Below are 26,373 nucleotides of genomic sequence, written 5' to 3'. Positions count from 1 at the left end.
GAGTGCGTGCTATAATATACGATAGGTTTAGAAAGGAATGGTTAGATTGAACGAACAACAGCAATCAAAAGGTGTTCTCTATACGGCAGCATCTTTTACATTATGGGGGTTATTCCCGTTATATTGGAAACTGATGGAACATATTTCGTCAGGCGAAATTTTAGCGCACAGAATTTTATGGTCATTTGTTTTTATGTGCGGTATTCTTCTGTATTTAAAACAAGTCCGGCCAGCCATGCAGACAGTGAAGGGTCTCATGCTCGATGGTAAAGCACTTTTTTCATTACTACTATCTGCTATTTTAATATCGGTTAACTGGTATGTGTACATTTGGGCAGTCAACCATCATCTTATGCTAGAAGCTAGTTTAGGGTATTATATTAATCCGCTTGTCTCTGTTTTACTAGGGATCATTTTCTTGAAGGAGCGGCTCAATAAATTACAAACCATTGCGATTTTAATTGCCGCAGCAGGGGTGATTCTTTCTACGATTCAGTACGGTTCATTTCCTGTCGTTGCCATATTACTTGCCTTTAGCTTCGGTTTTTATGGATTGATTAAAAAAAGAATGAGCTTTACGAGTGCCATTGGTTTGACCATTGAAACGCTGCTTCTCGCACCGGCAGCTCTTGTATACTTATTGTTCTTCTTAAAAGAACCTGTCGTGACAATGAATCCTAACAGCTTCGGATCGCTTGGTCTGTTATTCTTCGCAGGGGTCTTTACTGCGGTACCGCTTCTTTTATTCTCTGAAGGGGCAAAACGAATTCCTCTTTATCAAGTGGGTATTTTGCAATACATTGCACCAACGATTACGCTGTTTTTGGGGTTGTTTGTGTATCACGAGCATTTATCTTCAGCTAAAATTGTGACGTTTCTTTGTATCTGGGTGGCGATTTTATTGTTTACGACCTCTCAATTACGCATGAAAAAAACAGCGAATTCTCATTAAGTTCGACGAGCAGTTTGCTTTTTTTTGAAGGCGGATCATGTCATAATAAGTTGTTACCAAAACTGTAGAGGTGATTACATGTCATCAGCCAATGAGCTTACAGCTGCTTATCAATCTTTATGGAAAAATCGTCAGCTTGATGTTGATAATATGACTTCTTTACTCGAGGCAATTTGTGATGATTTAAGTGATGCGCGCACTCATCCGAGGGCGAGAAAATCATTCCATCAAAAATATGTACTTGCTGTAGAGAGAATATTAGAAAGTGGGCTTGGGCATGATCATCAACTGCAGCTGATCAGCTTACATACAAAAAAGCTGCGCGAATTAATTCAAAATGAAGGAAGGAACCACTCATGAAACCAATTCAAACGGAAGATGTCACAGCACATCTCGAATCGTTTTTAAATCGCCCAGTCTTCGTTCATCTTGAAACGACGACTGGTTCTTATTCAGCTCATGTAAATGAACAAAATATGACGGTCGTTGCCTATATCCGCAATGCGAAAGTCGTCTATTCACAGGCAAAAATAAAAGGACAAGGTCCGTACCGTGTTGGAATGAAAACAGAAGATGGCTGGATTTACGCAGAAGGCTTAACCGATTATGAATTTGATGACCAAGGCCGCTTGCTGTTAGCAGGGCACTTGCCAGACGGGAAGCTAGCGATCTCATTACAAATTAGTGAAACACCATTTCAGGTGTAGAAGAGAGGGTGACGAGTCATGAATGAACATGTACTAGTGATGCTGCCTCACCCAGATGATGAATCGTTTGGGGTTGCAGGTCTCATTGCACAAAGCAGAAAACGCGGCATCCCAGTCACGTATGCATGCGGGACACTTGGGGAAATGGGTAGAAATATGGGCAGCCCAACATATGCCAATCGGGAAACACTTCCTGAGTTAAGAAAACAGGAATTAATCAATGCCTGCAAAGAAATGGATATCACAGACTTACGTATGCTTGGTCTTCGCGATAAAACGTTGGAATTTGAGGACGATGAGTATTTAGCTGATGTGATGGAAACCATCATTGATGAAGTCAAACCTACACTGATTGTCACGTTTTATCCTGGACATGGTGTACACCCTGATCATGATGCGACAGGGGAAGCAGTAATCCGCGCTCTTTACCGTAAGAAAAAAGAAGATCGTCCTGTCACATACTGCATGGCGATTACGAAAAATAGAGAAGAAGTGCTCGGAAATGCAGATATTACGATCGACATTACAGATGTAGCAGATATCAAATTAAATGCTTTAAGAGCACATAGAACGCAAACAGAAGGCATGCTGAGAGAGCTTGAACAAAAGCTAAAAAACAAAGAACCTGTTGTCCAAAAATGGTTCGATGAAGAAATCTTCTGGACATACCAATGGAATGACTAAATAAAAAAGCAGCTGACATCGATCAGCTGCTTTTTTGTGTCGTATTTAGTGACTGGGCGCTTGCTGAAGCAAACGTTTTTCCATCAATCTGAGACGGATAAAGAGGACAACAGCACCTGCTGCAAGTCCTGCAATGAGACCAATCCAATACCCGAATGCCCCATACGAGGTATAGGTGCCAATCAGATAGCCGGAAGGAAGGCCGATCACCCAGTATGAAACAAATGCGGCAATGAGCGTATAGTTCACATCTTTATAGCCGCGTAGCGCCCCTTGAATAGGTGCAGCAATGGCATCTGACAGCTGGAAAAAGATCGCATAAATCAAGAAGTGCTGTGTCAGCTGTAAAACAGCCGATTCAGCTGTGTATAAACCAGCAATTTCTGGTCTAAATAATAAAATGAGTGCTGCCGTAAACAAGGAGAATAATACCGCCGTTCCAATTCCGATATAGCTATAGCTTTGCGCATCTTTATAGCGCTTTGCACCGGCTTCAAACCCAACGACAATCGTTAAAGCCATTGAGATACTGAGCGGTAAAATATATAAGATAGAAGCAAAGTTCATCGCGGCCTGGTGACTTGCAATCGTCACAGTATCAAAGTGCCCCATTAATAACGTAACAGCAGCAAAGATACTCGTTTCAAAAAAGATCGCAAACCCAATAGGAAGACCAATTTTCAGTATTTGCCCCATACGGGAGATATTGATTCGAGGCAGTTTTTGAAACAAATGAAATGAGGCAAAGGGTTCTGCTTTCATGACAATACAAATACTCATGATAAAAATTGCCCAATACGTCATCGCAGAAGCAAGGCCAGCTCCCGCACCGCCAAGCTTTGGAAAGCCAAAATTCCCAAAAATAAATACATAGTTTAACACAAAGTTAATCGGAAGTGCTGTTAACGTGATAAACATCGTTACACGTGTTTTTCCTAATGCATCAATAAATGACCTAAGCACCGAATAACCAAACAGCGGGATAATACCAAAAGCAAGAAAACTTAAGAAATGGCGGGCAATATCCTCTACGGATTGTTCCAGTCCAAGTCCCCCTAATACGTAAGGGATGCCAATTGTTCCAATCGCAATCACACAGATACTTAAAAGAAATGATAAATAAATCGCCTGAAAGACAGCCTTTGGAACATCTTTTTTATGTCCCGCGCCCATCAGCTGAGCGACAATTGGCGTAACGGCCATTAATATACCAGCAAGTCCTGTATAAACGGGTGTCCAAATGCTTGAACCGATCGCAACACCCGCAAGGTCTTCTGCACTCACTTTTCCAGACATGACGGTGTCTAAAAACGTAATAAGCGAAAGACCCGCTTGAGTGATTAAAATCGGAATCAACATAGTTAAAAATAGTCTCACCTTAGCTCGAATGCTATTTGTTTCTCTCATCATAAGTTCCTCTCTGAACAGAAATAACGAGAGGATTATATCATGCTATGTAAAAAAATCAATTCTCCGTCGGATTATTTTTCTTTGATGGCTTCGTTTTTTTAAACATTTGGGCATAAATAAAGGAAAGACTGACAACACCTAAAATGCTGCAAGCATATTGAATCATTTTCTGAATGGTCATTATTAAGTCACCTCCATAACAATAGAATGCGCATCATTTGTTATTTTATGACAACGAAAAGGAGGAGGGAAAAGATCAAATGATCAATCGTACAAATGAAGAAGCACAATTTAAAATGGGTATGAGAACACACTTGATGAAAATTATGAAAGATGCAAGTGACATTATCGATTCCCTTGATGAAATTGAGCAATGTCTACTTTGTGATCTTGAGTCATTACATGATGAGTTTAATGAAATGCATGCAGAGGCTTCCTCGTTTTATTTGCAATCGTATATGGAAGAATACACACCCGGATTTGCTCAATTTTCGTTAGCCATTGAGAACTTATCAAAACAAAAACACGGGGCACTGATTGTGATTCAAAGGCGGGATGAGGTTGAGGATTTTATTCAAAGAGGGACAAAGCTTCATGCGAAAATAAGTGCGTCATTAATTGAAAGCATTTTCTACCCAGGAAATCCACTTCATGATGGTGCGCTTTTAGTCAAAGAAAATACGCTCGTATCTGCGGCAAATGTGCTGCCCCTTACTTCAAAAAAAGTCAGTCCTTCTCTCGGGACAAGACACAGAGCTGCAATTGGACTCTCTGGCATGACCGATGCACTTGTTCTCGTCGTTTCAGAGGAAACAGGGAAAATGTCATTTGCGAAAGAAGGCGTCCTTTATCCGCTCACTGTAAAAGAGCCTGAAATCAAAAAATAAAAAATCACTCGCTGCATTCTTCATTCGGAAGGATGCTTTTTTCATTCGAGGAGAAAAAACAGGCAATTAAGTAAAAAGTCATTTGATACAGAAAAATTTGTCATGTAGAATAGAACTATGAAACTAGCAACGTGCTTGTTTTGACAAATTTCTAAACGTCAACTTAAAAATTCCTTAAAAAATGTTTATAAATACAGTAAACTGCCGATACAAACGATATGGCTTTGTTTTAGCATTTTGAGTTGACTGCTTTAGCCTATTTGTTATTGCCCAACGTCTACATGTCGAGTAATATTATAGAAATAAAGATAAAATAGTGCAAGAGAAGCAGAATCATTAAATGCTAAACTTAAAACTAGTACATATGTCTTATTGAATGAAATCATGAAAGGCGGAGATTCATCTATGAAGAAAAAAGTAGTAACCGGCCTCACAGTTTCAGCGATCGCTGGCTCAGCTGTGTTTGCTGCACCGGCAGAAGCACAGACGATCAAGGTGAAAAGCGGTGACTCACTTTGGAAGATTGCCGAACAGTACAATACAAGTATTTCGGAGCTTCAATCTCTTAATCAACTAAAAACGACGATGATTTTTGCAGGACAAAGCTTGAAAATTCCTGGCGCAAAAAGCACAAAATCCAGTTCGTCAACTGGTTCAAAAGCAACGAAATCAAATGCTTCAACGACATCAAGCTACACTGTAAAGCTTGGAGATTCTTTATGGCTCATTGCAAACAATCATAAAATGTCAGTCGCAAGCTTAAAAAGTCTCAACGGCTTAAACAGTGACTTAATTCGTCCTGGACAAAAGCTAAAGGTATCTGGAAGCACAAAGACAAGCGGGAGTCAGTCATCAAACTCCTCTTCAAATTCCAGCTCAAACAATAAGACAACGAACTCAAATAGTTCATCTTCATCAAGTACATACAAGGTCAAATTAGGGGATTCTCTCTGGAAAATTGCGAATTCGCTCAATATGTCGATTGGTGAAATTAAAACATTGAATGGGATCAAATCTGATACGATTTATCCGAATCAAGTCTTAAAAGTAAAAGGGACGGCTACATCAAAACCAAGCCAGCCTAAAGCACCTGCAAAACCAAGCAATCCACCTTCAAACGGTAACCAGTCTTCAAGCGGGAAAGCGACATCTTATACTGTAAAATCAGGTGATTCTTTATGGAAGATTGCGAATCAATTTAAAGTGCAAGTTCAATCCATCCGTACAGCTAACAGCTTAAAAAGCGATGTGCTTAGAATTGGACAAGTTCTCAAAATTAATGGTGCAGCTTCAGGCTCAACTGGATCAAATGGTTCGACGTCTAACGGCTCGACAACTCCAGTCAACAATGACAAAAACAATGTGCCAATGAATGCAAAAATCACGACGATGATTCAAGAAGGGAAAAAGCTGACAGGCATTCCTTACAGATGGGGCGGCAATACACCATCTGGATTTGACTGTAGCGGCTTTGTTTACTATCTCATTAACAAGGTTTCATCTGTCTCGAGATTAAGCACAGCAGGCTACTGGAGTATGATGACACCTGTGAGCACACCTCAAGTTGGCGATTTTGTTTATTTCACAACGTACAAAGCGGGTCCATCTCATATGGGACTATACCTTGGCGGAGGAGATTTCCTTCATGCCAGTGACAGCGGTGTGGGGATCTCGAACTTGAGCAACCCATACTGGAAAAAAGCCTATTTAGGTGCAAAACGTTTCTTCTAAAAAAGCCGATTTTCGGCTTTTTTTGTTTGCCTATTGATCAGGTTGTCCATACTGATATCAAAAGGGGGCAATCATATGAAAAAGTCAGTGTGGTTGATCATGATGTGTCTGGTCTTTGTCACAACAGCATGTCATGCACCGCCGAAAAAAGAAACGACAGAAGAAACCATTGAAGTTGCAGCACCTAAACAAGCACCGGTTACCACGCCACTCATTAATGAAAGCGGGCAAAAAATAGGAAGTATCGAAGTAAGAGACTCCTCAGAAAACGGGCTGGATTTACATGTGAAAGCAAAAAATCTGCCGCCAGGTCCTCATGGCTTCCATATTCACGAAACAGGAAGATGTGAAACGCCAGATTTTGAAACGGCAGGGGCTCACTTTAATCCAACACACCGGGAGCATGGCTTTGATAACCCAAAAGGTCACCATGCTGGAGATATGCCTAATTTAGAGGTTGGGGCAGATGGACAAATTGATGTTGTCGTGAATGCACCAGATGTGACGTTAAAAGGAGGATTGAACCAATTAATCGATCAAAATGGACGCAGCTTTATCATTCATGCAGAAGCAGATGATTATTTAAGCAACCCTTCTGGAAACTCAGGGAAACGCATCGCCTGCGGAGCGATCACAAAAGAAATGGTAAAATAACAGATGTCTAGCCTTTATGTATTGAGTGCATAAAGGTTTTTTTAGTATACTTGGTGAGGAAAATGATCGAAGAGAGGAATTAATCATACATGTTTAACGAACAATCACTCCCAGAAGAAATTCAAGCAATGATTGAAGCAAAAGCAAAAGGACTAGAAGAAGAATTCCGTCCGCTTATTGGAACAGGCGGTTATGAATCACAGGACACATCTATCATACAAGATGCCATGATTGCACTAGCACTCGGCAAAAACGTTCTTTTAAAAGGGCCGACCGGTTCAGGTAAAACAAAATTAGCAGAAACTTTATCTGCTTTCTTTCAGCAACCGATGCACAGTGTGAACTGCTCAGTTGATCTTGATGCAGAAAGCTTGATTGGCTATAAAACCATTCACAATGATGGTCAAGTTGCTTCTATTGAATTTATAGAAGGACCTGTAACAAAAGCAATGAAAAAAGGCCATCTTTTATATATTGATGAAATCAACATGGCGAAGCCAGAAACCTTGCCTATTTTAAACGGTGTACTCGACTACAGAAAAATGATGACAAATCCATTTACAGGCGAGGTCGTTCGAGCAGATGAAGGCTTTGGCGTGATTGCGGCCATCAATGAAGGCTATGTCGGCACAGTCCCACTAAATGAAGCGTTAAAAAACCGTTTTGTTGTCATTGACGTCCCATATATCGGCGGTGGCATCTTAAAGGATGTATTGCAATCTCAATCTGTATTAAAGGATGAACGCTTGATCGATCAATTCGTACAGCTCTCATCAGACCTCATTACACAGGCGCACAACGGGCAGGTAAGTGAAGAAGCAGCATCCATTCGCGCACTCCTAGACACATGTGATCTTGCGCAATACATCCCGCCGCTTCGGGCAGTTGAACGAGGGATTGTTGAAAAGCTAGAAGATGACCGGGAAAAAGCAGCGGTAAGAAATATTGCCCAAACATTATTCGAGTGAGGTTCTGAGCTTTGAAATTCATCAAATTTAATGACAGCAGAATCGATTCATTTTTATTTATGGAATTAACGGATTTAGCCAAAACGTTAGCGAAAAGTGATGATGTCGAGCTTGAATACGGCGTGCAGTCCTACTATGATCCTTTTGAAAAGAAAATTTTCATCAGTCATTTTTGGGATGACCGTAAACAAGAAGATATGACAGCTGGGCTGAAAAGTGATGTATTCCTCCGTGCAGTAGGAACCGTTTATAGTGATCTGGATGTCTTTCAAGAAATCATTCGCTATGCTCACACAATGTCCATTCCAGATTTGTGTAAACAGTTGTTTATGCTCTTTGAAGATATCCGGATTGAAGAGCGGATTAAACGTGAACGTCCTGGAACAAAAAAGGTATTTAAACGAAGAAGAGAACTGTACCGGCGTCATTTTAAGACGCAATTAACGATTAACCAAGAGCGGAGCATTTTAACAGATGCACTTTATTGTGCAATGTATGTGAAGCTGACAGCAGATTCGCCGCTGGAAGAAATTCCGCCTCTTCACGAGCAAATCAACCCAATGATTCCGTTTATTGAATCAAGTCTCGAGCGTGTATATGAAGCGCGTTCAACCGGAGATATCGCAGATATTGTCAAAGAATTAATGGAAGGTTTTGATGAGCTTCTTGATAAAGATATGCTGAATACGTACTTTTTCTTCCCCGAATTGGATTATGAAAAAGCGGCAAAAGAACCGCTATTTCATGACTTGAAAAGGAAACCTAAATTAAGTGAGGACATCAAAGTCGACCGGGAAAAAGAGGGCGATGAAGACATCCACGAAGAGTATATGGAAGTGTGGCACCGAGAAACAGAGGCGCCGTCAAAAAGCTTCCTTCAATTTGATTTAGAGCACGGCGGGAAAAGTGATCTCGGGAAGGATGCAGCAAGAGAAGGCGATGACGGAGATCAAGCACTTGGCACTGTCCAAGGCTCTGCCAAGCAGACTCATCGAAAAGATTATTCAAAGCTTGAGGCGCTGGAAGAGGCTGAAGGCGAAGAAAGCGGGGCGGATGCTCATGAGAATGGAAAAGAGAACAAATATGCATTTCCAGTCATGATTTCACCAGAACCTCCCGCACCAGAGCAAATCGACGTATACAAACAGCATGCCAAGGAGATTGAGCCTTATCAGAAACGGTTAAAACAGATGATTCAAAAAACGCTCGAACATAAAAAAACATGGCCAAAAACGGATCTTCATGCAGGACGACTGAGTAAAAAGCTCATTCGTTATTTTACAGAGTCAAATCCGCGACTCTTCTATAAAAAACAGGCACCTTCTTCGGAGATTGATGCTGTGTTTACTTTATTAGTGGATTGTTCTGCCAGCATGTTTGACAAGATGGACGAGACGAAAAAAGGCATTGTTTTATTTCATGAGGCCTTAAAGTCCGTTCAAGTCCCACATCAAATTGTGGGGTTTTGGGAAGATACAAACGATGCATCAGAAACAAGTCAGCCGAACTATTTTAACACAGTCGTGTCGTTCAAAGATTCTTTATTTGATGCAGGCCCTTCCATTATGTCTCTTGAACCGGAAGAGGATAACCGGGATGGCTATGCGATTCGCCAAATGACAAAAATGATATTAAAAAGAAGAGAAGAGCAAAAGTTTCTCATTGTTTTTTCCGATGGAGAACCGGCTGCATTCAGCTACGAACAAAATGGGATCGTCGATACACATGAAGCAGTTCTTGAGGCGAGAAAAAAAGGCATTGAGGTCATCAATGTGTTTTTATCCAATTCATCGATCGAAGAAGCGCAGATGAAAACGATTCAAGATATGTATGGCAAGTTCAGCATTTTTGTACCAGATGTCGATACATTGCCAGATGTTTTGTATCCGTTACTGAAGAAATTACTGCATAAAAGCATTGGGGCATAAGGTTTTGCCCCTTTCCCTCAAAATATTTTTCGGAATGATTTAAATTTTTTGTTTTTCTGTGAATTTTTTATCTTTAATTGAACAAAGAATGTAGAAAGTAATCCGAAACAGTGGTAGAATATTATTGGAAGCGTTTTATTACATAAATTTGGTCATTGTGTTCTGGAAGTTATATCGAGATAGTGTTCAATCACTTGATGATCAAAGTTGGGGGTAGTGTTCAAAATGTTTCAAAATGATGTGAAACAACCGTTGAGTTGGGAAGAATTTCATGGTCCGAACCTCGGCTATGTGCTCGAGCTCTACGATCAGTATGTCCAGGATCCTACTAGTGTTGATGAAGATCTAAGAGGCATATTTGATGAACTTGGTGCACCACCGAGTGAAATGAAGGAGGAAATTGGGAAAAAAGAAAATAGCGTAGTTACTTCTGAACAAATCCAAAAGATAGCATCAGTCGTTAAACTGGCAGAAGACATCAGAACGTATGGCCATTTAAATGCTTCCGTCAATCCTCTTCGCAAAGAAAAGGAATTACAAGAGCTGTTTCCTTTAAAGGAGTACGGTTTAACAGAAGAAGACGTCAAGAATATTCCAATATCTATTATTAGTCCTGACGCACCAAAACACATTTCAAACGGCATAGAAGCCATTAACCATTTGAGAAATACGTATAAGCGTACGATTTCATTTGAGTTTGATCACGTACATGATTTCGAAGAACGGAACTGGCTCTCAAAATCAATCGAGTCTGGTGAATTATTTAAGAAAAAACCAGCCGATAAACTAGTTTCTGTATTCAAGAGATTAACAGAAGTTGAGCAGTTCGAACAGTTTCTTCATAAAACATTTGTTGGGCAAAAGCGCTTCTCGATAGAAGGTTTAGACGCACTTGTCCCAGTACTTGATGAAATTATTTCAGAGTCTGTTACACAAGGGACTTCAAATATTAACATTGGAATGGCACACAGAGGCCGTTTAAATGTATTAGCACATGTGTTAGGAAAGCCATATGAGATTATTTTCTCGGAATTCCAGCATGCGCCAAATAAAGAGCTCGTTCCATCAGAAGGCTCTATTGGCATCAGCTACGGATGGACTGGTGATGTAAAGTACCATCTAGGAGCGGATCGTCAAATTAAAGACGAAGATACAAAGAGTGCGAGAGTCACGCTTGCTAATAACCCAAGTCACCTAGAATTCATTGATCCAATCATTGAAGGTAGCACACGTGCCGCTCAGGAATTGCGTACTCAAAAGGGATATCCAGCTCAAGACGTTGAAAAGGCATTAGCCATCTTAATTCATGGTGATGCAGCATTTCCTGGAGAAGGAATTGTGGCAGAAACATTAAATTTAAGTCAACTTGTAGGCTATCAAGTGGGTGGAACGATCCATATCATTGCAAACAATATGATCGGATTTACGACGGAAAGCAATGAATCTCGCTCAACGAAATATGCAAGTGACCTTGCAAAAGGGTTTGAGATTCCAATTGTTCACGTCAATGCAGATGATCCAGAAGCATGTTTAGCAGCTGTTCAATTAGCTGTGGAATACCGCAAACGTTTTAAGAAGGATTTCTTAATTGACTTGATCGGTTACCGCAGATATGGTCATAACGAAATGGATGAGCCTTCTACGACTCAGCCGATGCTGTACGATGCTGTCAGAAAACACAAAACGGTCAAGAATATCTTTGCAGATAAACTTGTCTCAGAAGGTCTTCTAACGAAAGAACAGCGTGAAGAAATCGAGCAGGCTGTAGCGACGAGAATAGAAGAAGCCTATCAAAAAGTGCCTTCAAAGAAAGAGCATACGATTCAAGAAATTGAACTGCCAGAACCAGTATCAAATGGATTCCCAGCAGTGGATACATCGGTAGAATTTGATGTATTACGTAAGCTGAATGAAGAATTGATCAGCTGGCCGGACGATTTCCAAGTATTTGGTAAGCTTAAACGGATCCTTGAAAAACGTGCAAAAGTGTTTACAGATGATCGTAAAGTAGAATGGTCACTTGGAGAAGCACTTGCATTTGCATCTATATTAAAAGACGGTACGCCAATTCGAATGACCGGACAGGATTCAGAGCGTGGTACTTTTGCTCAAAGAAACCTTGTTCTTCACGACAGTCAAACTGGAAATGAATTTATTGCTCTTCATGAGCTAAGTGATGCAAACGCATCATTTACTGTTCATAATAGTCCACTGTCAGAGGGCTCAGTCATCGGGTTTGAATATGGTTATAATGTCTATTCTCCTGAAACGTTAGTCATTTGGGAGGCTCAATTTGGAGACTTCGCAAATGCGGCTCAAGTGTATTTCGATCAATTTATTTCGGCTGGACGTGCAAAATGGGGACAAAAATCAGGTCTAGTGATGCTCTTGCCTCATGGATATGAAGGACAAGGTCCTGAGCATTCAAGTGGAAGAACAGAGCGATTCCTGCAATCAGCTGCTGAGAATAACTGGACAGTGGCGAACCTCACAAGTGCAGCGCAATACTTCCATATTCTAAGAAGACAGGCGAAGATGCTGCTTCGCGAAGAGATTCGTCCGCTTGTCATCATGACACCGAAGAGTCTGCTTCGTAACCCGAACACATTGTCTGAAGTCCAGGAATTAACGGATGGACAGTTCCAACCAGTTCTTGAACAACCAGGCCTTGTGCATGATCATGAAAAAGTATCGCGCCTTGTGCTATCTAGCGGGAAGGTATCCATTGATATTAGTGATCGTTTTACTCAAATGGAAGAGCCGAAAGATTGGCTTCACATTGCGAGAGTGGAACAACTATATCCATTCCCAGCCAAAGATATTAAAGCGATTTTATCAAAACTAACAAACTTAGAAGAAATCGTATGGACGCAAGAAGAACCACAAAATATGGGGGCTTGGGGATACATTGAGCCATATTTACGTGAAATTGCGCCTGAAAAAGTAAAAGTACGTTACATCGGCCGAAGAAGACGTTCAAGTACGGCTGAGGGTGATCCAACTGTGCATAAAAAAGAACAAGAACGAATTGTATCTGATAGCTTGACTCGCAAAAACTAAGGGGGAAATGAAAAATGGCGGAAATTAAAGTACCTGAATTAGCGGAATCGATCTCGGAAGGAACGATAGCTCAATGGCTCAAGCAGCCGGGCGATTATGTGGAACAGGGAGAATACCTGTTAGAGCTTGAAACAGATAAAGTCAATGTCGAACTGACAGCCGAAGAATCTGGTGTACTCAAAGAAGTGCTGAAAGATTCTGGTGACACTGTACAAGTTGGAGAAGTCATCGGAACAATTGCAGCGGGTGAAGCTGGCGGAAGCGAGTCCGCAGCTCCAGCACCTGAGCAAGAGTCTGCACCAGCTCCGAAAGATGAACCGGCAGCTGCTCAAAAAGAAGAAGCAGTGAAAGAAGAGCCGAAATCTGGTAATGGCAGAACCATCGCTTCTCCTGCAGCTAGAAAACTAGCGAGAGAGAAGGGGCTAGACTTATCTGAAATTCCAACCGTAGATCCGCTGGGCAGGGTACGAAAGCAGGATGTTGCTTCTTATCAAAAGAATGAAGCACCTGCAAGTGCACCAAAAGCCGCGCCAAAAGCAAATGCTGCGGTGCAAAATGAACAACCAGGAAAGCCAGTTGAACGTGAGAGAATGTCGCGCCGGAGACAAACGATTGCCAAACGTTTAGTTGAGGTTCAGCAAACGGCTGCAATGCTGACGACATTTAATGAAGTAGATATGACAGCTGTGATGGACTTAAGAAAGCGCCGTAAAGATGCCTTCCTTGAACAAAATGATGTAAAGCTTGGTTTCATGTCCTTCTTCACAAAAGCAGTTGTAGCAGCACTGAAGAAATATCCGCTGCTTAACGCAGAAATTCAAGGTGATGAGCTTGTCTTGAAGAAATTCTATGACATCGGCATCGCTGTTGCTGCTAACGAAGGACTTGTCGTACCGGTTGTCCGTGATGCAGACAGATTGTCGTTTGCAGGGATTGAAAAGGAAATTGGTCATCTTGCGAAAAAAGCAAGAGATAACAAATTGTCTCTAAATGAGCTACAAGGTGGATCATTCACGATCACAAACGGCGGAACATTCGGTTCGCTGCTTTCAACACCAATTTTAAACAGCCCTCAAGTTGGAATTTTAGGGATGCACAAAATTCAGCTTCGACCTGTGGCAATTGATGAAGAACGTTTTGAGAACCGTCCGATGATGTATTTAGCTCTTTCTTACGACCACCGGATTGTCGATGGAAAAGAAGCAGTTGGATTCCTTGTCACGATTAAAAACTTGCTTGAAGATCCAGAGCAGCTATTGCTTGAAGGATAATCTTCAATTTGAAAAGCTAGCACCTATTAAAGGGCTAGCTTTTTTTCTTTTCACTTTCAGCATTTCCTCTTTTTGACCAATATGTCGCAAGCCAGGAACCGGATAAATTATGCCACACACTAAAAATGGCACTTGGTACGGCTGCAAGTGGAGAGAAGTGTGCTGTTGCTAGAGCTGCACCAAGTCCAGAGTTTTGCATGCCTACTTCAATCGAGATGGCTCTTCGAGAAGGGATATCCATTTTGCACCACTTTGCAAAAAGATAACCAAATAAAAGACCAAGTCCATTATGTAAGATCACAACGGCCAATATTAGCAGACCAGATTGAAGAATCTGCTCTTTATTTGCACTGACAACCGCTGCAATGATCATAACAATTCCGGCGACAGACACAAGCGGTAGTGCTTGAACCGCATAGGTTACTTGTTTTTTGAAAAATAAATTAACGATGACCCCTAAGACAATAGGAATGAGCACAACTTGTACAATTGATAAAAATAGTGCTTCTGGCGATACAGGTAACCAAGATTTTGCAAAAATTAAAATGAAAACAGGGGTTAAAAACGGCGCAAGTAATGTTGATATGGTAGTGACAGCTACAGATAAAGCCGTATTTCCTTTCGCCAAAAAAGTCATAACGTTCGATGCTGTACCGCCTGGGCAACAGCCTACGAGAACAACTCCTACTGCGATTTCGGACGGGAGTCTTAGTCCGTAAGCTAACAAAAAGGCGAGAAGCGGCATGAGTGTGTACTGCGTCAGTACCCCGATCAGAACATAAAGAGGTTTTCGAAACAGTTCTTTAAAATCTTCAGCAGATAAAGTAAGCCCCATCCCAAACATAATAATACCGAGTAAAAAAGGAATATAAGGCCCAATTTTAGAGAATTCCGCAGGAAAGGCGAATCCAAGAAATGCAAAGACAATGACCCAAATCGCAAACGTCCTACCTGCAAACTGACTAATACTTAAAAGAATCTTCATATATTGCTTCATCTCTCTTTCTATACATATCTTTTCTATTTTAAATGAATTTTCTGAAAAAACAACCCATTCTTTATCATGTTGTTTATAATTACATTATGTAAACCATAAATACTCCATATAAGCGGATGCCTACATGGAGTAGCGTTGTTAAAAAGGGGTCCATTTCACTTGCTGAGCTTGCTTAAGCCGTGCTTCTGGCTCATGCCAGTCAACGACATTCCACCAACGATCTACATATGCCGCTTTTTCATTCAGATATTGCAGATAGTAGGCGTGTTCCCATACGTCAAGAGCGAGAAGAGGGATCACATCCCATTGTGATAAAAATTGGTGGCGTTCTGCTTGTAAAATCTCTAATCGCTGAGATCTGGGCGCCCAAACGAGAATCGCCCAGCCGACACCTTCTACTTGTTTAGCTGCAGCAGAAAATTGGGCTTTGAATGCATCATAGCTTTCAAACGATTGTTCAATCTGGCGAAGCATTTGCCCAGTGGGCTTTCGCCTCCCTGAAGGACTCATGGAAAACCAAAAAATGCAATGTAAATAGTGTCCCGCACCATTGAAGGCAAGCTCCCGTTCCCAATGCTTGATCATTTTAAAATCATTGGTTCTTCTCGCTCTTTTTAAGGCAAGCTCAGCTTGGTTCAGACCATCAACATATGATTGGTGATGCTTCTGGTGATGCAAATACATAATTTCTTTTGAAATAAACGGTTCTAGTGCATCATACCGGTAAGGGAGAGGGGGTAATTGATGACCGCCAACTGCTACATCTCGCATTGCATCTTGTGGAATTATATCCTCTGCAATACTTTCAGCCAATGTGTACCACTCTTCTTCACTGGAATGCTCATCATTCATGATGAACGATAATCGTTCTGCTTTTTGACGGATGTTGTCATCTTGAATTGCAACTTGAATGGAGCTAAGCCAATCTTTAAGCTGCATACGATATTCTTCCTTATTCATTTTTACGCCTCATTTCTTCTAAAAATGTGGAACAAGCCATCATTGGAAAAACAAATGGATAGCTATGATAGGTAATGGAAAATTGCTTTGGAAGACCAATCCCTACTGGATAGTGCAAAGCTTTACTCGAATGCTGATGTTGAATTAAAACGAGATGGCTTTTAAAATCGATTTGTCATCTGGCTGCACGTATTGTAAAAGTGCCTCAGCAGCCCAAGCCGTTTGAACCACTGTTCCAAATGGAAGCGGGACATATCTTTTAACCTCTGAACTTTTACACGATTCTCCGAAGCTGCCATCTTCTAATTGAATGGTTTTTAAAAATCGACATGCTTTTTGAACAGCAGGATGCGATGAGGTGATGCCACTAGCCTTGAGTCCTGTTAACGCAGCCCAAGTACCATAAATATAGCAAACGCCCCATCTGCCGTACCATGATCCGTCCTTCTCTTGATGATCAAGCAGCCATTTCACACAATGATCTTTTTGCCTTTGCATGAGTGGTGACTTGTCGTTCTCTTCAGAAGCGATAAGGTGGAGCACACGACCTGTAATATCAGGAGTAGAAGGATCAATGGCCGCATCCTCAGCAGATTCGAGCGGGAGATGACGAAGCAAGAAGTGATCTTGATTTTTTTCAAAAGCTGAAAAGCCACCATCCCGGTTTTGCATGGAAAGAAGCCAATCAAATCCTCGTTTCCACTGAACAGGAGCATAAGTTTGAGGAATGGCTTTTAACACAATTTGCGTATCATCACAATCTGGGTTATTTGTGTTCAAATCTGAAAAACCAAAGCCTCCCGGAGCCGCATGCCGGTTATGGATTGCCCAATCTGCTTTGTTCATTTGCTGCCGATTCAGTAAGTACGTAAAAGACTTTTTAATAACTGGATCATCTTGTGTTCTGCCCGCTCGCTGAGAAGCATAACTGACAAGCGCTGTATCCCAAACAGTAGATGTAGAATTCTCAGCATATTTTCTGCCCCCGCAGTCAGTGACTAGCTGTTTCATCCCTTTGACTGCTTTTAAAATGAGATGATGTCCCGGAGAGTATCCAAGACTCATGAGAGCATAGACCATAAAAATACTGGCACTTAAATAGCTGTACAGCGTGCCATCTTTTTCAAGACGGTCAAACATATATCGCTTCGCTGCCTCATACCCGAAAAAGTCGAACCTGCTGTCGAGTGCTGTATACGACCGCATGTACGCTAGAAAGTGGTGAGTGGAACGTTCTTCTCTTGCCATAAACCAGTCAAAAGGATTTTTAGACATGTTCGCATCAAGATGTGATAAGCTTGGAAACTGCTCATAGGAAGTATATCGTTTGTTAAGTGCAATCATCATTGGGACAAAATGAATTCTTGCATAGGCACTAAGATGATAGAAGTGAAGCGGGAAGTATGTAGGGATGAGTAAAAATGAAAGTGGGGCATAGAAGTATGGCCAAGGGTGCATCCCATTGACGGCAAGCATCCACTTTGTCATAAAATGAACGTCCTTTAATCCACCTTTTGATCGTATATATTGTGCTGCTTTTTCCATATGCGGCTCATCTTGTTGATACCTGCCTGACACAAGCATTCCGCAGTAGCCTTGCACAGTCGCGGTTACATGTCCCGCCTGATCATGATACAAAGAGAAAGAACCATCCTCATTTTGCTTTTCGCGAATTGCTTCTGCCAATTGATGAACCAAAGCCTGATCCGAATCGCCAACAGCCTTTAATAGCATAATTAAAAAAGCATTTGTCATCATGGGCCCCTCAAAGCAGAAGACAAAAGCGCCATCTTCTCGTTGTCTGTGCTTCATTTGCATGTGCAGTTCATCCATATATTCGTTTACTTTCGTTTTGAAATCTTGCATATTCGGCCATGCTCCTTTCCTTTATTACTATATTCAGGAGCCTGCCTGTCACATGCAATCACAAAAAAGCCGATGACTTGGTCACCGGCTTTATAGGCGTCATTAGTCTTGGAGATTAATCCACACACTTTTGACTTCTGTATAATTGTTAAGGGCGTATGATCCCATTTCTCTGCCAAGACCTGATTGCTTGTATCCTCCAAACGGGGAGGCAGCATCAAAGACGTTGTAGCAGTTGACCCAAATCGTGCCTGCTTCAAGGCGTGCAGCAATGTCATGGGCATTCTTTAAGTTTTCTGTCCAAAGCCCTGCGGCTAATCCATAGTCAGACTGGTTGGCTCTTTCGACCACTTCTTCAATGGAATCGTAAGGAATCGCAGATAGGACAGGTCCAAAGATTTCTTCTTTTGCGATGGTCATATCATCTTCTACATCTCTAAAAACAGTAGGGGAGACAAAATAACCAGCCTCATAAGGGCAATCGCCACCGACTACAGCTGTTGCACCTTCTGATTTACCTTTTTCAATATAGCCTAACACGCGCTCATGCTGTTCTTTACTGACAAGAGGTCCAATTTGTGTATCTTGATGAAGACCGGCTCCTTGTTTGAGGGATGTTGCATATTCAGCCATTTGGTCGACAACCTCATCATATTGACTCCGATGAACAAAGACCCTAGAACCTGCACAGCATACTTGACCTTGGTTAAACATAACCCCATTTAAAGCACCAGGTATAGCTTTCTTTAAATCAGCATCTGGCAAAATAATGTTTGGTGATTTTCCGCCAAGTTCTAATGTGACTCTCTTTATGGATTTGGCAGCTTTCTCCATGATGAGTTTCCCAACACTTGTTGACCCAGTGAAGGCAATCTTGTTTACATCAGGGTGATCGGTTAAAGCGTTCCCAGCTGTTTCACCAAATCCAGGAACGATGTTAATCACACCTTCTGGGAAGCCGGCTTTATCTACTAATTCAGCTAAATAGAGCGCAGAGAGGGGTGTTTGTTCTGCTGGTTTTAACACGATGGTGCAGCCAGTCGCAAGTGCAGCACCCATTTTCCACATGGCCATAAGTAGCGGGAAGTTCCAAGGAATGATTTGTCCTACGACGCCAACAGGTTCATGACGGGTATAGTTAAAGTATCCTTGGCTGACAGGAATGGTTTGTCCGCTTATTTTGGTTGTCCAGCCCGCATAATAGCGCATATGCTCGATCGCGAGAGGGATATCTGCATTGGTTGTTTCATTAATTGGCTTCCCGTTATCTAAAGTTTCAAGCTGCGCGAGTTCTTCTTGGTTTTCTTCCATTAAATCAGCAAGCTTAAACATGAAGCGGGCGCGTTCGGCGGCAGACATGGAGCGCCAAGGACCGTGAAAGGCTTTTTTGGCTGCTTTTACTGCCTCATCAATGTCTTTTGCACCTGCTTCATATACATCAATAAGGGTTTCACCTGTGGCTGGGTTAGGAGTTGAAAAGGTTTTGTTATCGTGACTTGTGACAAACTGGCCATTAATGTAGAGTTTTTTCGTCCCTTGGAGAAAAGATTCGAGTTTTGAACTAATTTGAAGTGTTGTAGAGCTCATAAATAAACAAACCTCCTTAAAGATATGGATTGTTCTGCGAGTTCTAGGTGGAAAAGCGGACTTGAAGCAAATGATCTAGTATACGCACATGAATGTAAACGTATACATTCATCATATTACACGACATCTTTGAAAGCAATCTATAACACTCATTGCATTTCATGAAAAATTGGCTACAATAAATGTATAGATGAAAAAAGGAGTTTTTAAATCATGATCCATCAAAACTGGCAAACGGCTCAAACGTTAAAACAAGTAAAATGTATACATACGAATGCGAAAAAATATATGGTCGACCGTGCACTAACCGTTGGCAGCACATATGAAGTGAAAAATGAAACAGAAGAATTCCTGTTTGTCGTTGATAATACAGGTAAAGTCGGCGGGTATTATAAAGAGTATTTCGAAGACATTTCTGCTGAATGATTTTGGTGATCATCACTCATACTAAGAAAAACAGTAAAGGGTGATGATGATGAAAAAGAAGCAAACAGATGAGCAGAATCAACAAAATGCTTGGCATGATAACGAAGATGCTGATATGGCAATTACACTTGAGCAGATTTCCGATGTGTATGCAGAGGGAACTATTGAAACACCAAAAGACGAATAGTCATTTTTAAACAGTGATTTGAAAAAATCACTGTTTTTTTATTGGTCACAATTTACCCATTTTCTCAAAAAGAACTGAAACTTTTTTCCTGCTTTAACTGTCTAAATAAGTAGAGGAAAGAGCATCGAATCAAAAAGAAAAAGTTAAATGAAATTTAATCTATTCGTAATGGAATAACGACCATTTATAGCGTATTCTATAAGTGAGAACAAAACGTATCCACAGAGCGTGTGGCCGTTTTTTCATAAAGGAATTTGATGGAGGAAGAGGGGGTTTACGTGGGTATTTTTTCTGTCAGTAAACAAAATGATAAGAAATTCGAATCCTTACTAATTGAAGGGGAAAGAATTGAAGCTGTTTACAGACTGCGTCACGACCAAATTTGTTTCACCAATAAACGACTGATCTTTGGCGATAACCGCGTATTTTCTAAAAAGAAAGTCAGGGTCTCCTTGCCGTATCGATCAATTGAAAGTTTTGCCATTCAAGAAGCTGGCGTGTTTGATCAGGACACAGGTATGTTGCTTGTCACAAGCTCAAAAGTATTTGAACTCGATTTTTCGAAAGAGACGGATTTGAATGATGTGCAAGCCATTTTGACAAAACATCTCTGCTGATCAACCTTGCGATTACATAGATCACATGCACTTTTCTCATTCTTCGTATTTATTTTAATAGATCGCACATTGCCTGAGCCCTTGCCCATATTTTCTGGGAAGGGCTTTTTTGTTTACGTGTTTGAATGATAGCAAAAAAGGATAAAGATGAAACAGATACAGAAAGGAGAATGAACAATGAAAGTATTAGTTGCTGGAGCAAATGGACATACAGGTAGACTCGTCATTCGTTATTTAAAAGAAAAAGGACATGAGCCGCTTGCTCTTATTCGAGATGAAAAACAAGCGGATGCGCTAAAAGAACTTGGTGCATTGCCTGTCATCGGTGATCTTGAAAAGGATGTGACAGATGCTGTGAAACAAGCAGATGCTGTCATCTTTGCAGCTGGTTCAGGCTCAAAAACGGGGGCAGATAAGACGATTGCAGTGGATCAAGAAGGTGCGAAACGTCTTGTTGACACAGCGAAAAAAGAAAATATTCAGCATTTTGTGATGCTGAGTTCCTATAATGCCGATGATCCAAACCAAGGAAAAGGACAAGGAAGTATGGAAATTTATTATGAGGCAAAAAGAAAAGCAGATGAACACCTTAAACAGTCTGGGCTTTCCTATACCATTGTCCGACCAGGTGCCTTGCTGCATGAGGAAAAGACAGGAAAGATTGAAGCTGCAGCGCATATTCCAGATGATCAAAACATTGAGATTTCAAGAGAGGACGTTGCTACTGTTCTTGTGGAAAGCTTAACAGAATCCAATGTGAAAAATAAGTCCTTTGATTTGATTAAAGGCGATAAATCAGTAAAAGAAGCACTTCGCACCTTGTAAGAGAAGAAAGCTGCTGCCAATCAGGCGGCGGCTTTTTTGATGTTTTCAATTCCTTTGTAGCGGGAAGGTATTAAGAAAGGAGTGATTGACCGTGGGCTTAACGAAAGAACAAAAAGCTGATTTATACGAGAGATTGAATCAATTAAAGGAAGATGTAAAAGGGTCAAAAAAGAAAGAGGAATCTATGCTAAGTGAATCGAGCGAGATTTCAAATGGTGTAGGGAACCATATCGCTGATCATGGAAGCATCTATTTAGACCGCATGACCGAACAAACGCTGGACCAAGTTGATGACCAGCTTGAAAATGAAATTGATGCAGCACTGAAACGAATGGAAGACGGAACATATGGGGTTTGTGAGAAAACAGGGAAAGAGATTCCCTATGAACGTTTAAAAGCAGTTCCCTATACACGCTATTCAATTGATGCGAAGAAAAACGAAGAAACCACTCAAGATCCAAATGAGTTTGACCGTAATTTCTCAGATCAAATGCGTGATTTAACAAATAGACAAACAATGGATCAGATGCATTCAGATACGTATGAACGATTAGAGGAAGAGCAGGATGTTGACATAGATGATGATAAATAGGATAATAAGTGGAATTTACATTTTTTCAGAATAATTTTTTCTTATGTGTGCAAGGACAAATCTCTTGTATACACGAGTTTTTTATAGAAAAAAGATCTCTTGAAATTTAATAAACTTTCGTGTAATATAGTTTAAAGGCTGCGATGTGCGTAATGTTAATTAAGTTTTAACCTTTAAGCTGTAATAGGGAGTTTTATATTGAAGCCGGAATGTCATGCCTCCTTAGAGAGGAAGACAGGAACGTTTCTGCAAACACCCACTTTGAGGAGTGGTGGTTTAAAACTTTCTTACTTAGATTACGGCATCCGCAGCTTTTCCTAGGATGATTCAAGCCATTTTCCATTTCGGAAAATGGCTTTTTATTTTGCGAAAAGACGAAATTGGACTGATCGCCTGTAGAGGCAAGAATCTATGTTAAAATAGACAAAACAAATGACGGAGAGGGAATTGGATGTTAGAACAAGCAGAAGCACTCCTGAAACAATATTATGGCTTTGATGCCTTTAGAAATGGACAGAAACAAGCCATTGAAGCGATTGTAAATAAACAAAAGGATACCGTCTGCATTATGCCGACAGGCGGAGGGAAGTCAGTTTGCTATCAGATCCCTGCGCTCATGATGGAAGGGACAACGATCGTCGTATCTCCGCTTATATCTTTAATGAAGGATCAGGTGGATGCGTTAAATGAGATGGGCATACGTTCTTCCTTTTTAAACAGCACCCTGTCTGCATCTGAAATGAATGAAAGGCTGAAAAAATGCGAAAAAGGGGAATATGAACTTCTTTATATCACCCCTGAACGCTTACAAAATGAACGTTTTTTTCAGCTGCTAGATCGGTTAACGATTCCTTTAATTGCAATTGATGAGGCGCACTGTATATCCGAGTGGGGACATGATTTTAGGCCAAGTTATCGCTTCATTCAAGAATGCTTGAACAAGCTGTCAAAAAGACCGGTGATTGTCGCATTAACAGCTACAGCGACGAAAAAGGTCCAACAAGATATATGTGACCAGCTTGGTATAAACGGAGAAGAAACCATTTTTACTGGGTTTGCTAGAGAAAATTTGTCCTTTCAAGTGATCAAAGGAGAAAACAGTGAACGTTTTATCACACAATATATGAAGAAAAACAGTCTTGAGTCTGGCATTATTTATACTGCCACTCGTAAAGAAGCGGATCACATTTATCACCGACTAAAAAAACAAAAGATCAAAGCTGGTGTTTATCATGGTGGCTTGGATGATCATACGAGAGAAGAGCAGCAAAACCTCTTTTTAAATGATGATATCCAGGTGATGGTCGCCACATCAGCATTTGGCATGGGGATCAATAAGTCGAATGTGCGTTTTGTGATCCATCATCAAATTCCAAGGGATATAGAAAGCTACTATCAAGAAGCTGGGCGTGCCGGTAGAGATGGGCTTGAAAGTGAATGCATTTTACTGTTTTCACCTCAAGGTGTAAGGGTGCAACGTTTTCTCATTGAACAGTCAATAGAAGATGAGACGCGCTACCAGCATGAGTTGCTTAAATTAAGGCAAATGGTGGATTACTGTCATACTGAGCAATGTTTGCAGCAATTTGTGATGGATTATTTTGATCAAACAGCTAGTTCGCCTTGCGGTAAATGCAGCAATTGCCTTGATGAAAGAGAGCGTGAAGAGGTCACAAGAGAAGCGCAGATGGTGTTATCTTGTACAGTGAGAATGAATGAGCGATTCGGTAAAATGATGATCGCCCAAGTACTGGCAGGCTCTAAAAACAAAAAAGTGCTAGAGCTAGGTTTTGACCGCCTCCCTACATATGCTTTAATGAAACAACATTCGGCTCAACAAATCAGTGACTTCATTGAATTTTTAATTACAGAAGAGTATTTGCACATGTCTGAAGGGGCTTACCCAACACTTAAGGTGACCCATAAAGGGAAGAAAGTGCTAGTTGGACAAGAGGCAGTGTATAAAAAGCAGGCGATCAAAGCAGAAGCTATTCAAGAAAATGATGCACTATTTGAGCAATTGAGATCGCTGAGAATGAAGCTAGCTAGAGAGCAAGGTGTTCCGCCTTTTGTTGTTTTTTCTGATCAAACATTGAAGGAAATGTCAGCGGTAGAGCCTCAAACAGATGAAGAATTACTCCAAATTAAGGGGATTGGCGCTCAAAAAAGAGAGAAATACGGAGATGTTTTTTTAGAAGAAATTCGTTTATTTATAGAAAAAGAGAAAAAATAAAGAGTTTGAAAAAGAAAAATAAATTTTTTTCGCTGCATTTGGACACGTTTTCATCAGGCTGTTTTTGATCCTTTTAAAACCTTGATATGGCAAGGAATCAAGCCGTTTTGTGGTCTGATTTACCAATGGAGAGAGATGTTTCATGTAAAGGAACTGTAATCTAAAACATATCGTTTTGTTATTGAATTGACATTTACATATGTTACGATAGCACTCGTTAGCCGCCATAAAAAGCTAACAAGGGAGGATTTACTTTATGAAGAAGACTATTATGTCCTTGGTTGCTGTTGCAGCAATCTCAACAACAGCATTTGGAGCACAGCAAGCTTCTGCAAAGGAAATCACTGTACAGAAAGGTGATACACTTTGGGGAATCTCACAAAAAAATGATGTGTCTCTAAAGGACCTAAAGGGTTGGAACAATTTATCTACTGATATGATCTATGTGGGTGATAAATTGACAATCTCTTCAAAAGAGAAAACTCAGGAGCAGTATAAAGTCCAGAAGGGGGACAGCCTCTGGAAAATCGCTCAAAAATTCAATGTGTCAATTAGCGATATTAAGTCTTGGAATAACTTAAACTCAGATATAATTATGGTTGGTTCAACACTAAGTGTTGCTGGCCAAAGCTCGGCTCCGGTAAGCTCAGAACCTGTTCAAAAACAGGAACCTGTCCAAAAAGAGCAAACAACGAAAAAAGCTGCTCCTAAAAAGGAAACAGCTAAAGCAGAATCATCTTCTGCTAGTCAGAGTGTACAAAAAGAAATGACTGTTACGGCTACGGCTTATACAGCAAATGATGGTGGCATCTCAGGTATCACTGCAACAGGGGTAAACTTAAACAAAAACCCAAATGCAAAAGTAATTGCAGTAGATCCTAGTGTCATTCCATTAGGAAGTAAGGTTTATGTTGAAGGCTACGGTGAAGCCATCGCAGCAGATACTGGCGGCGCAATTAAAGGTAACAAAATTGATGTACATGTACCAAGCAAATCCCAAGCGAAAAATTGGGGCGTAAAATCAGTCAAAGTAAAAGTACTTAACTAGTAAACAATTGTTTTTTGGAAGAAAGCATCAGGTGGCGGCCTGATGCTTTTATTGTACCCTTTTTTTGGTCAAAAATACACATATTTTTCTGAAAAATTTGCATTTTCGACAAAAATCAACGTATATCATATGATACACGCTGATTTTTTGTCGTTAGCTGTCCACCCAATAAATTTCTCCGCTTTGTTCTTTCCAATTGATCTGGACATCAAATTGATGCTTTTCATAAAAATGAATCAAGCGGTCCACGTGATCCCAGTCTCTTTTGACGAGGTCACCAGTAATCACTGGGATGTTCTGCTCTCTTGCGATTTCTTTTAAATGCTTCATGCAGATGGAGCCGTACCCATTATCTGGCGGGCCTTTAATATCGGCAATATGAATCTTTCCTTCTTCAGGATATTCCGCAATTAAGGAAAAATCAGATTGTCCGCGAAAAGCTTTTTCACAATCGCTGAGCATAATTTTACATGTATCTGTATTTTCAATGGCAGAGACGATCAGCCACTCATCTTCTTTCGCTTGATCGATGCCAATGATTTTTGCTTTTTTCGAAATATCTTTCATGTTTTCTTGCATTCGATACATTTGGAACTGCAATTGCTGTAATTCTTGCTCTAACGACTTCACATCTTTGGCTGTTTCCTGTAAGATTGACAAGTCCATTACTCCTTTCCTATCAGAAATGATAAAAATCACATAAATTCCAATTTTAAAGGAAGTGAATGGATCTTTCAAGCCGTTAGAACGCCTGCAACTTGCAAGTTTGTCTAAAATTCGACG

24 protein-coding genes, 1 other RNA gene and 1 pseudogene are annotated in these 26,373 nt (G+C 40.7%); 19 read left to right on the top strand and 7 right to left on the bottom strand.

Annotation, left to right across the window (positions count from 1 at the left end; translation table 11 throughout):
• Positions 1-37 precede the first annotated feature (37 nt).
• The 4 genes from rarD (at position 38) to bshB2 (ending at position 2,343) form a co-directional block, all read left to right on the top strand.
• Complete coding sequence (gene rarD, locus MKX52_RS09450) at positions 38-952, top strand: EamA family transporter RarD (RefSeq protein ID WP_049754910.1); 915 nt, start codon at positions 38-40, stop codon at positions 950-952.
• Between the two features lie 78 nt (positions 953-1,030).
• Complete coding sequence (locus tag MKX52_RS09445; RefSeq protein WP_012010263.1) at positions 1,031-1,312, top strand: hypothetical protein; 282 nt, start codon at positions 1,031-1,033, stop codon at positions 1,310-1,312.
• Entirely contained in the window at positions 1,309-1,659 is a 351-nt protein-coding gene (locus MKX52_RS09440; protein WP_012010262.1) for a YojF family protein, read from the top strand. The genes MKX52_RS09445 and MKX52_RS09440 overlap by 4 nt, the downstream gene beginning before the upstream one ends.
• Positions 1,660-1,677: 18 nt before the next feature.
• Positions 1,678-2,343 (top strand): bacillithiol biosynthesis deacetylase BshB2, encoded by a 666-nt coding sequence (bshB2, locus tag MKX52_RS09435; RefSeq protein WP_012010261.1) that lies wholly within the window; start codon positions 1,678-1,680, stop codon positions 2,341-2,343.
• A gap of 45 nt (positions 2,344-2,388) precedes the next feature.
• Here bshB2 and MKX52_RS09430 read toward each other — a convergent pair whose 3' ends face one another.
• Both MKX52_RS09430 and MKX52_RS09425 read right to left on the bottom strand, forming a co-directional pair.
• The gene (locus MKX52_RS09430) at positions 2,389-3,750 is read right to left on the bottom strand and encodes an MATE family efflux transporter (RefSeq protein ID WP_144504695.1); all 1,362 of its coding nucleotides are present in this window, start codon (positions 3,748-3,750) and stop codon (positions 2,389-2,391) included.
• Between the two features lie 58 nt (positions 3,751-3,808).
• Positions 3,809-3,934, bottom strand: coding sequence for a hypothetical protein (locus tag MKX52_RS09425; RefSeq protein WP_342490604.1), 126 nt, complete (start codon positions 3,932-3,934; stop codon positions 3,809-3,811).
• Between the two features lie 79 nt (positions 3,935-4,013).
• Here MKX52_RS09425 and cdaS point away from each other — a divergent pair, with 79 nt between their 5' ends.
• The 7 genes from cdaS (at position 4,014) to odhB (ending at position 14,252) form a co-directional block, all read left to right on the top strand.
• Complete coding sequence (gene cdaS / locus MKX52_RS09420) at positions 4,014-4,640, top strand: sporulation-specific diadenylate cyclase CdaS (protein ID WP_342490603.1); 627 nt, start codon at positions 4,014-4,016, stop codon at positions 4,638-4,640.
• Between the two features lie 405 nt (positions 4,641-5,045).
• Positions 5,046-6,371 (top strand): LysM peptidoglycan-binding domain-containing protein, encoded by a 1,326-nt coding sequence (locus MKX52_RS09415; RefSeq protein ID WP_342490602.1) that lies wholly within the window; start codon positions 5,046-5,048, stop codon positions 6,369-6,371.
• A gap of 75 nt (positions 6,372-6,446) precedes the next feature.
• On the top strand, positions 6,447-7,025 hold the full coding sequence (locus MKX52_RS09410) for a superoxide dismutase family protein (RefSeq protein ID WP_342490601.1): 579 nt from the start codon (positions 6,447-6,449) through the stop codon (positions 7,023-7,025).
• Positions 7,026-7,114: 89 nt separating this feature from the next.
• The gene (locus tag MKX52_RS09405; protein ID WP_003215912.1) at positions 7,115-7,993 is read left to right on the top strand and encodes a MoxR family ATPase; all 879 of its coding nucleotides are present in this window, start codon (positions 7,115-7,117) and stop codon (positions 7,991-7,993) included.
• 11 nt (positions 7,994-8,004) lie between these two features.
• Positions 8,005-9,921 (top strand): VWA domain-containing protein, encoded by a 1,917-nt coding sequence (locus MKX52_RS09400; protein ID WP_342490600.1) that lies wholly within the window; start codon positions 8,005-8,007, stop codon positions 9,919-9,921.
• 225 nt (positions 9,922-10,146) lie between these two features.
• A complete protein-coding gene (gene sucA / locus MKX52_RS09395) occupies positions 10,147-12,981 on the top strand; it encodes a 2-oxoglutarate dehydrogenase E1 component (protein WP_088003481.1) in 2,835 nt (944 codons plus the stop codon).
• Between the two features lie 14 nt (positions 12,982-12,995).
• The gene (gene odhB, locus MKX52_RS09390) at positions 12,996-14,252 is read left to right on the top strand and encodes a 2-oxoglutarate dehydrogenase complex dihydrolipoyllysine-residue succinyltransferase (RefSeq protein WP_088003484.1); all 1,257 of its coding nucleotides are present in this window, start codon (positions 12,996-12,998) and stop codon (positions 14,250-14,252) included.
• Between the two features lie 34 nt (positions 14,253-14,286).
• Here the strand turns inward: odhB and MKX52_RS09385 are convergent, their stop codons facing one another.
• From MKX52_RS09385 to MKX52_RS09370, 4 genes and pseudogenes are all read right to left on the bottom strand, one after another.
• Positions 14,287-15,237, bottom strand: a complete 951-nt coding sequence (locus MKX52_RS09385; RefSeq protein ID WP_342490599.1) for a bile acid:sodium symporter family protein — start codon at positions 15,235-15,237, stop codon at positions 14,287-14,289.
• A 150-nt stretch (positions 15,238-15,387) separates the two neighbouring features.
• Positions 15,388-16,209, bottom strand: a complete 822-nt coding sequence (locus MKX52_RS09380; RefSeq protein WP_342490598.1) for a superoxide dismutase — start codon at positions 16,207-16,209, stop codon at positions 15,388-15,390.
• A pseudogene (locus MKX52_RS09375) lies at positions 16,202-18,075 on the bottom strand (prenyltransferase/squalene oxidase repeat-containing protein). The gene MKX52_RS09380 and the pseudogene MKX52_RS09375 overlap by 8 nt, the downstream one beginning before the upstream one ends.
• A 102-nt stretch (positions 18,076-18,177) precedes the next feature.
• Complete coding sequence (locus tag MKX52_RS09370; RefSeq protein WP_342490597.1) at positions 18,178-19,662, bottom strand: aldehyde dehydrogenase family protein; 1,485 nt, start codon at positions 19,660-19,662, stop codon at positions 18,178-18,180.
• Positions 19,663-19,875: 213 nt separating this feature from the next.
• On the opposite strand from MKX52_RS09370, the gene MKX52_RS09365 reads away from it, so the two are divergent.
• The 8 genes from MKX52_RS09365 (at position 19,876) to MKX52_RS09330 (ending at position 25,590) form a co-directional block, all read left to right on the top strand.
• Entirely contained in the window at positions 19,876-20,088 is a 213-nt protein-coding gene (locus MKX52_RS09365) for a DUF6501 family protein (protein ID WP_012010250.1), read from the top strand.
• 49 nt (positions 20,089-20,137) lie between these two features.
• The gene (locus MKX52_RS09360) at positions 20,138-20,275 is read left to right on the top strand and encodes a DUF4025 domain-containing protein (protein ID WP_223250615.1); all 138 of its coding nucleotides are present in this window, start codon (positions 20,138-20,140) and stop codon (positions 20,273-20,275) included.
• A gap of 278 nt (positions 20,276-20,553) precedes the next feature.
• Complete coding sequence (locus MKX52_RS09355) at positions 20,554-20,892, top strand: PH domain-containing protein (RefSeq protein WP_012010249.1); 339 nt, start codon at positions 20,554-20,556, stop codon at positions 20,890-20,892.
• A 177-nt stretch (positions 20,893-21,069) separates the two neighbouring features.
• The gene (locus MKX52_RS09350) at positions 21,070-21,717 is read left to right on the top strand and encodes an SDR family oxidoreductase (protein WP_342490596.1); all 648 of its coding nucleotides are present in this window, start codon (positions 21,070-21,072) and stop codon (positions 21,715-21,717) included.
• A gap of 91 nt (positions 21,718-21,808) precedes the next feature.
• Positions 21,809-22,309, top strand: coding sequence for a TraR/DksA family transcriptional regulator (locus MKX52_RS09345; RefSeq protein WP_342490595.1), 501 nt, complete (start codon positions 21,809-21,811; stop codon positions 22,307-22,309).
• Positions 22,310-22,441: 132 nt separating this feature from the next.
• Positions 22,442-22,627, top strand: a non-coding RNA gene (ssrS, locus tag MKX52_RS09340) — 6S RNA.
• Between the two features lie 133 nt (positions 22,628-22,760).
• Positions 22,761-24,542 carry a DNA helicase RecQ gene (gene recQ, locus MKX52_RS09335; protein WP_342490594.1) on the top strand — a complete coding sequence of 594 codons (1,782 nt, stop codon included), beginning with the start codon at positions 22,761-22,763 and terminating at the stop codon, positions 24,540-24,542.
• 256 nt (positions 24,543-24,798) lie between these two features.
• A complete protein-coding gene (locus MKX52_RS09330) occupies positions 24,799-25,590 on the top strand; it encodes a 3D domain-containing protein (RefSeq protein ID WP_012010245.1) in 792 nt (263 codons plus the stop codon).
• A 153-nt stretch (positions 25,591-25,743) separates the two neighbouring features.
• Here MKX52_RS09330 and MKX52_RS09325 read toward each other — a convergent pair whose 3' ends face one another.
• Entirely contained in the window at positions 25,744-26,256 is a 513-nt protein-coding gene (locus MKX52_RS09325; RefSeq protein WP_342490593.1) for a hypothetical protein, read from the bottom strand.
• Between the last annotated feature and the right edge of the window lie 117 nt (positions 26,257-26,373).

It is taken from the genome of Bacillus sp. FSL R5-0422 (assembly GCF_038610765.1).
Lineage (GTDB): Bacteria > Bacillota > Bacilli > Bacillales > Bacillaceae > Bacillus > Bacillus pumilus_O.
Note: the sequence above shows the minus strand (reverse complement) of the source record. Positions and strands in the feature narration are given on the sequence as shown.

Coding starts and splice junctions, on each gene's coding strand:
- rarD (WP_049754910.1), top strand. CDS start 38: ATGGTTAGATTGAACGAACAACAGCAATCAAAAGGTGTTCTCTATACG.
- MKX52_RS09445 (WP_012010263.1), top strand. CDS start 1,031: ATGTCATCAGCCAATGAGCTTACAGCTGCTTATCAATCTTTATGGAAA.
- MKX52_RS09440 (WP_012010262.1), top strand. CDS start 1,309: ATGAAACCAATTCAAACGGAAGATGTCACAGCACATCTCGAATCGTTT.
- bshB2 (WP_012010261.1), top strand. CDS start 1,678: ATGAATGAACATGTACTAGTGATGCTGCCTCACCCAGATGATGAATCG.
- MKX52_RS09430 (WP_144504695.1), bottom strand. CDS start 3,750: ATGAGAGAAACAAATAGCATTCGAGCTAAGGTGAGACTATTTTTAACT.
- MKX52_RS09425 (WP_342490604.1), bottom strand. CDS start 3,934: ATGACCATTCAGAAAATGATTCAATATGCTTGCAGCATTTTAGGTGTT.
- cdaS (WP_342490603.1), top strand. CDS start 4,014: ATGATCAATCGTACAAATGAAGAAGCACAATTTAAAATGGGTATGAGA.
- MKX52_RS09415 (WP_342490602.1), top strand. CDS start 5,046: ATGAAGAAAAAAGTAGTAACCGGCCTCACAGTTTCAGCGATCGCTGGC.
- MKX52_RS09410 (WP_342490601.1), top strand. CDS start 6,447: ATGAAAAAGTCAGTGTGGTTGATCATGATGTGTCTGGTCTTTGTCACA.
- MKX52_RS09405 (WP_003215912.1), top strand. CDS start 7,115: ATGTTTAACGAACAATCACTCCCAGAAGAAATTCAAGCAATGATTGAA.
- sucA (WP_088003481.1), top strand. CDS start 10,147: ATGTTTCAAAATGATGTGAAACAACCGTTGAGTTGGGAAGAATTTCAT.
- odhB (WP_088003484.1), top strand. CDS start 12,996: ATGGCGGAAATTAAAGTACCTGAATTAGCGGAATCGATCTCGGAAGGA.
- MKX52_RS09385 (WP_342490599.1), bottom strand. CDS start 15,237: ATGAAGATTCTTTTAAGTATTAGTCAGTTTGCAGGTAGGACGTTTGCG.
- MKX52_RS09380 (WP_342490598.1), bottom strand. CDS start 16,209: ATGAATAAGGAAGAATATCGTATGCAGCTTAAAGATTGGCTTAGCTCC.
- MKX52_RS09370 (WP_342490597.1), bottom strand. CDS start 19,662: ATGAGCTCTACAACACTTCAAATTAGTTCAAAACTCGAATCTTTTCTC.
- MKX52_RS09365 (WP_012010250.1), top strand. CDS start 19,876: ATGATCCATCAAAACTGGCAAACGGCTCAAACGTTAAAACAAGTAAAA.
- MKX52_RS09360 (WP_223250615.1), top strand. CDS start 20,138: ATGAAAAAGAAGCAAACAGATGAGCAGAATCAACAAAATGCTTGGCAT.
- MKX52_RS09350 (WP_342490596.1), top strand. CDS start 21,070: ATGAAAGTATTAGTTGCTGGAGCAAATGGACATACAGGTAGACTCGTC.
- recQ (WP_342490594.1), top strand. CDS start 22,761: ATGTTAGAACAAGCAGAAGCACTCCTGAAACAATATTATGGCTTTGAT.
- MKX52_RS09330 (WP_012010245.1), top strand. CDS start 24,799: ATGAAGAAGACTATTATGTCCTTGGTTGCTGTTGCAGCAATCTCAACA.
- MKX52_RS09325 (WP_342490593.1), bottom strand. CDS start 26,256: ATGGACTTGTCAATCTTACAGGAAACAGCCAAAGATGTGAAGTCGTTA.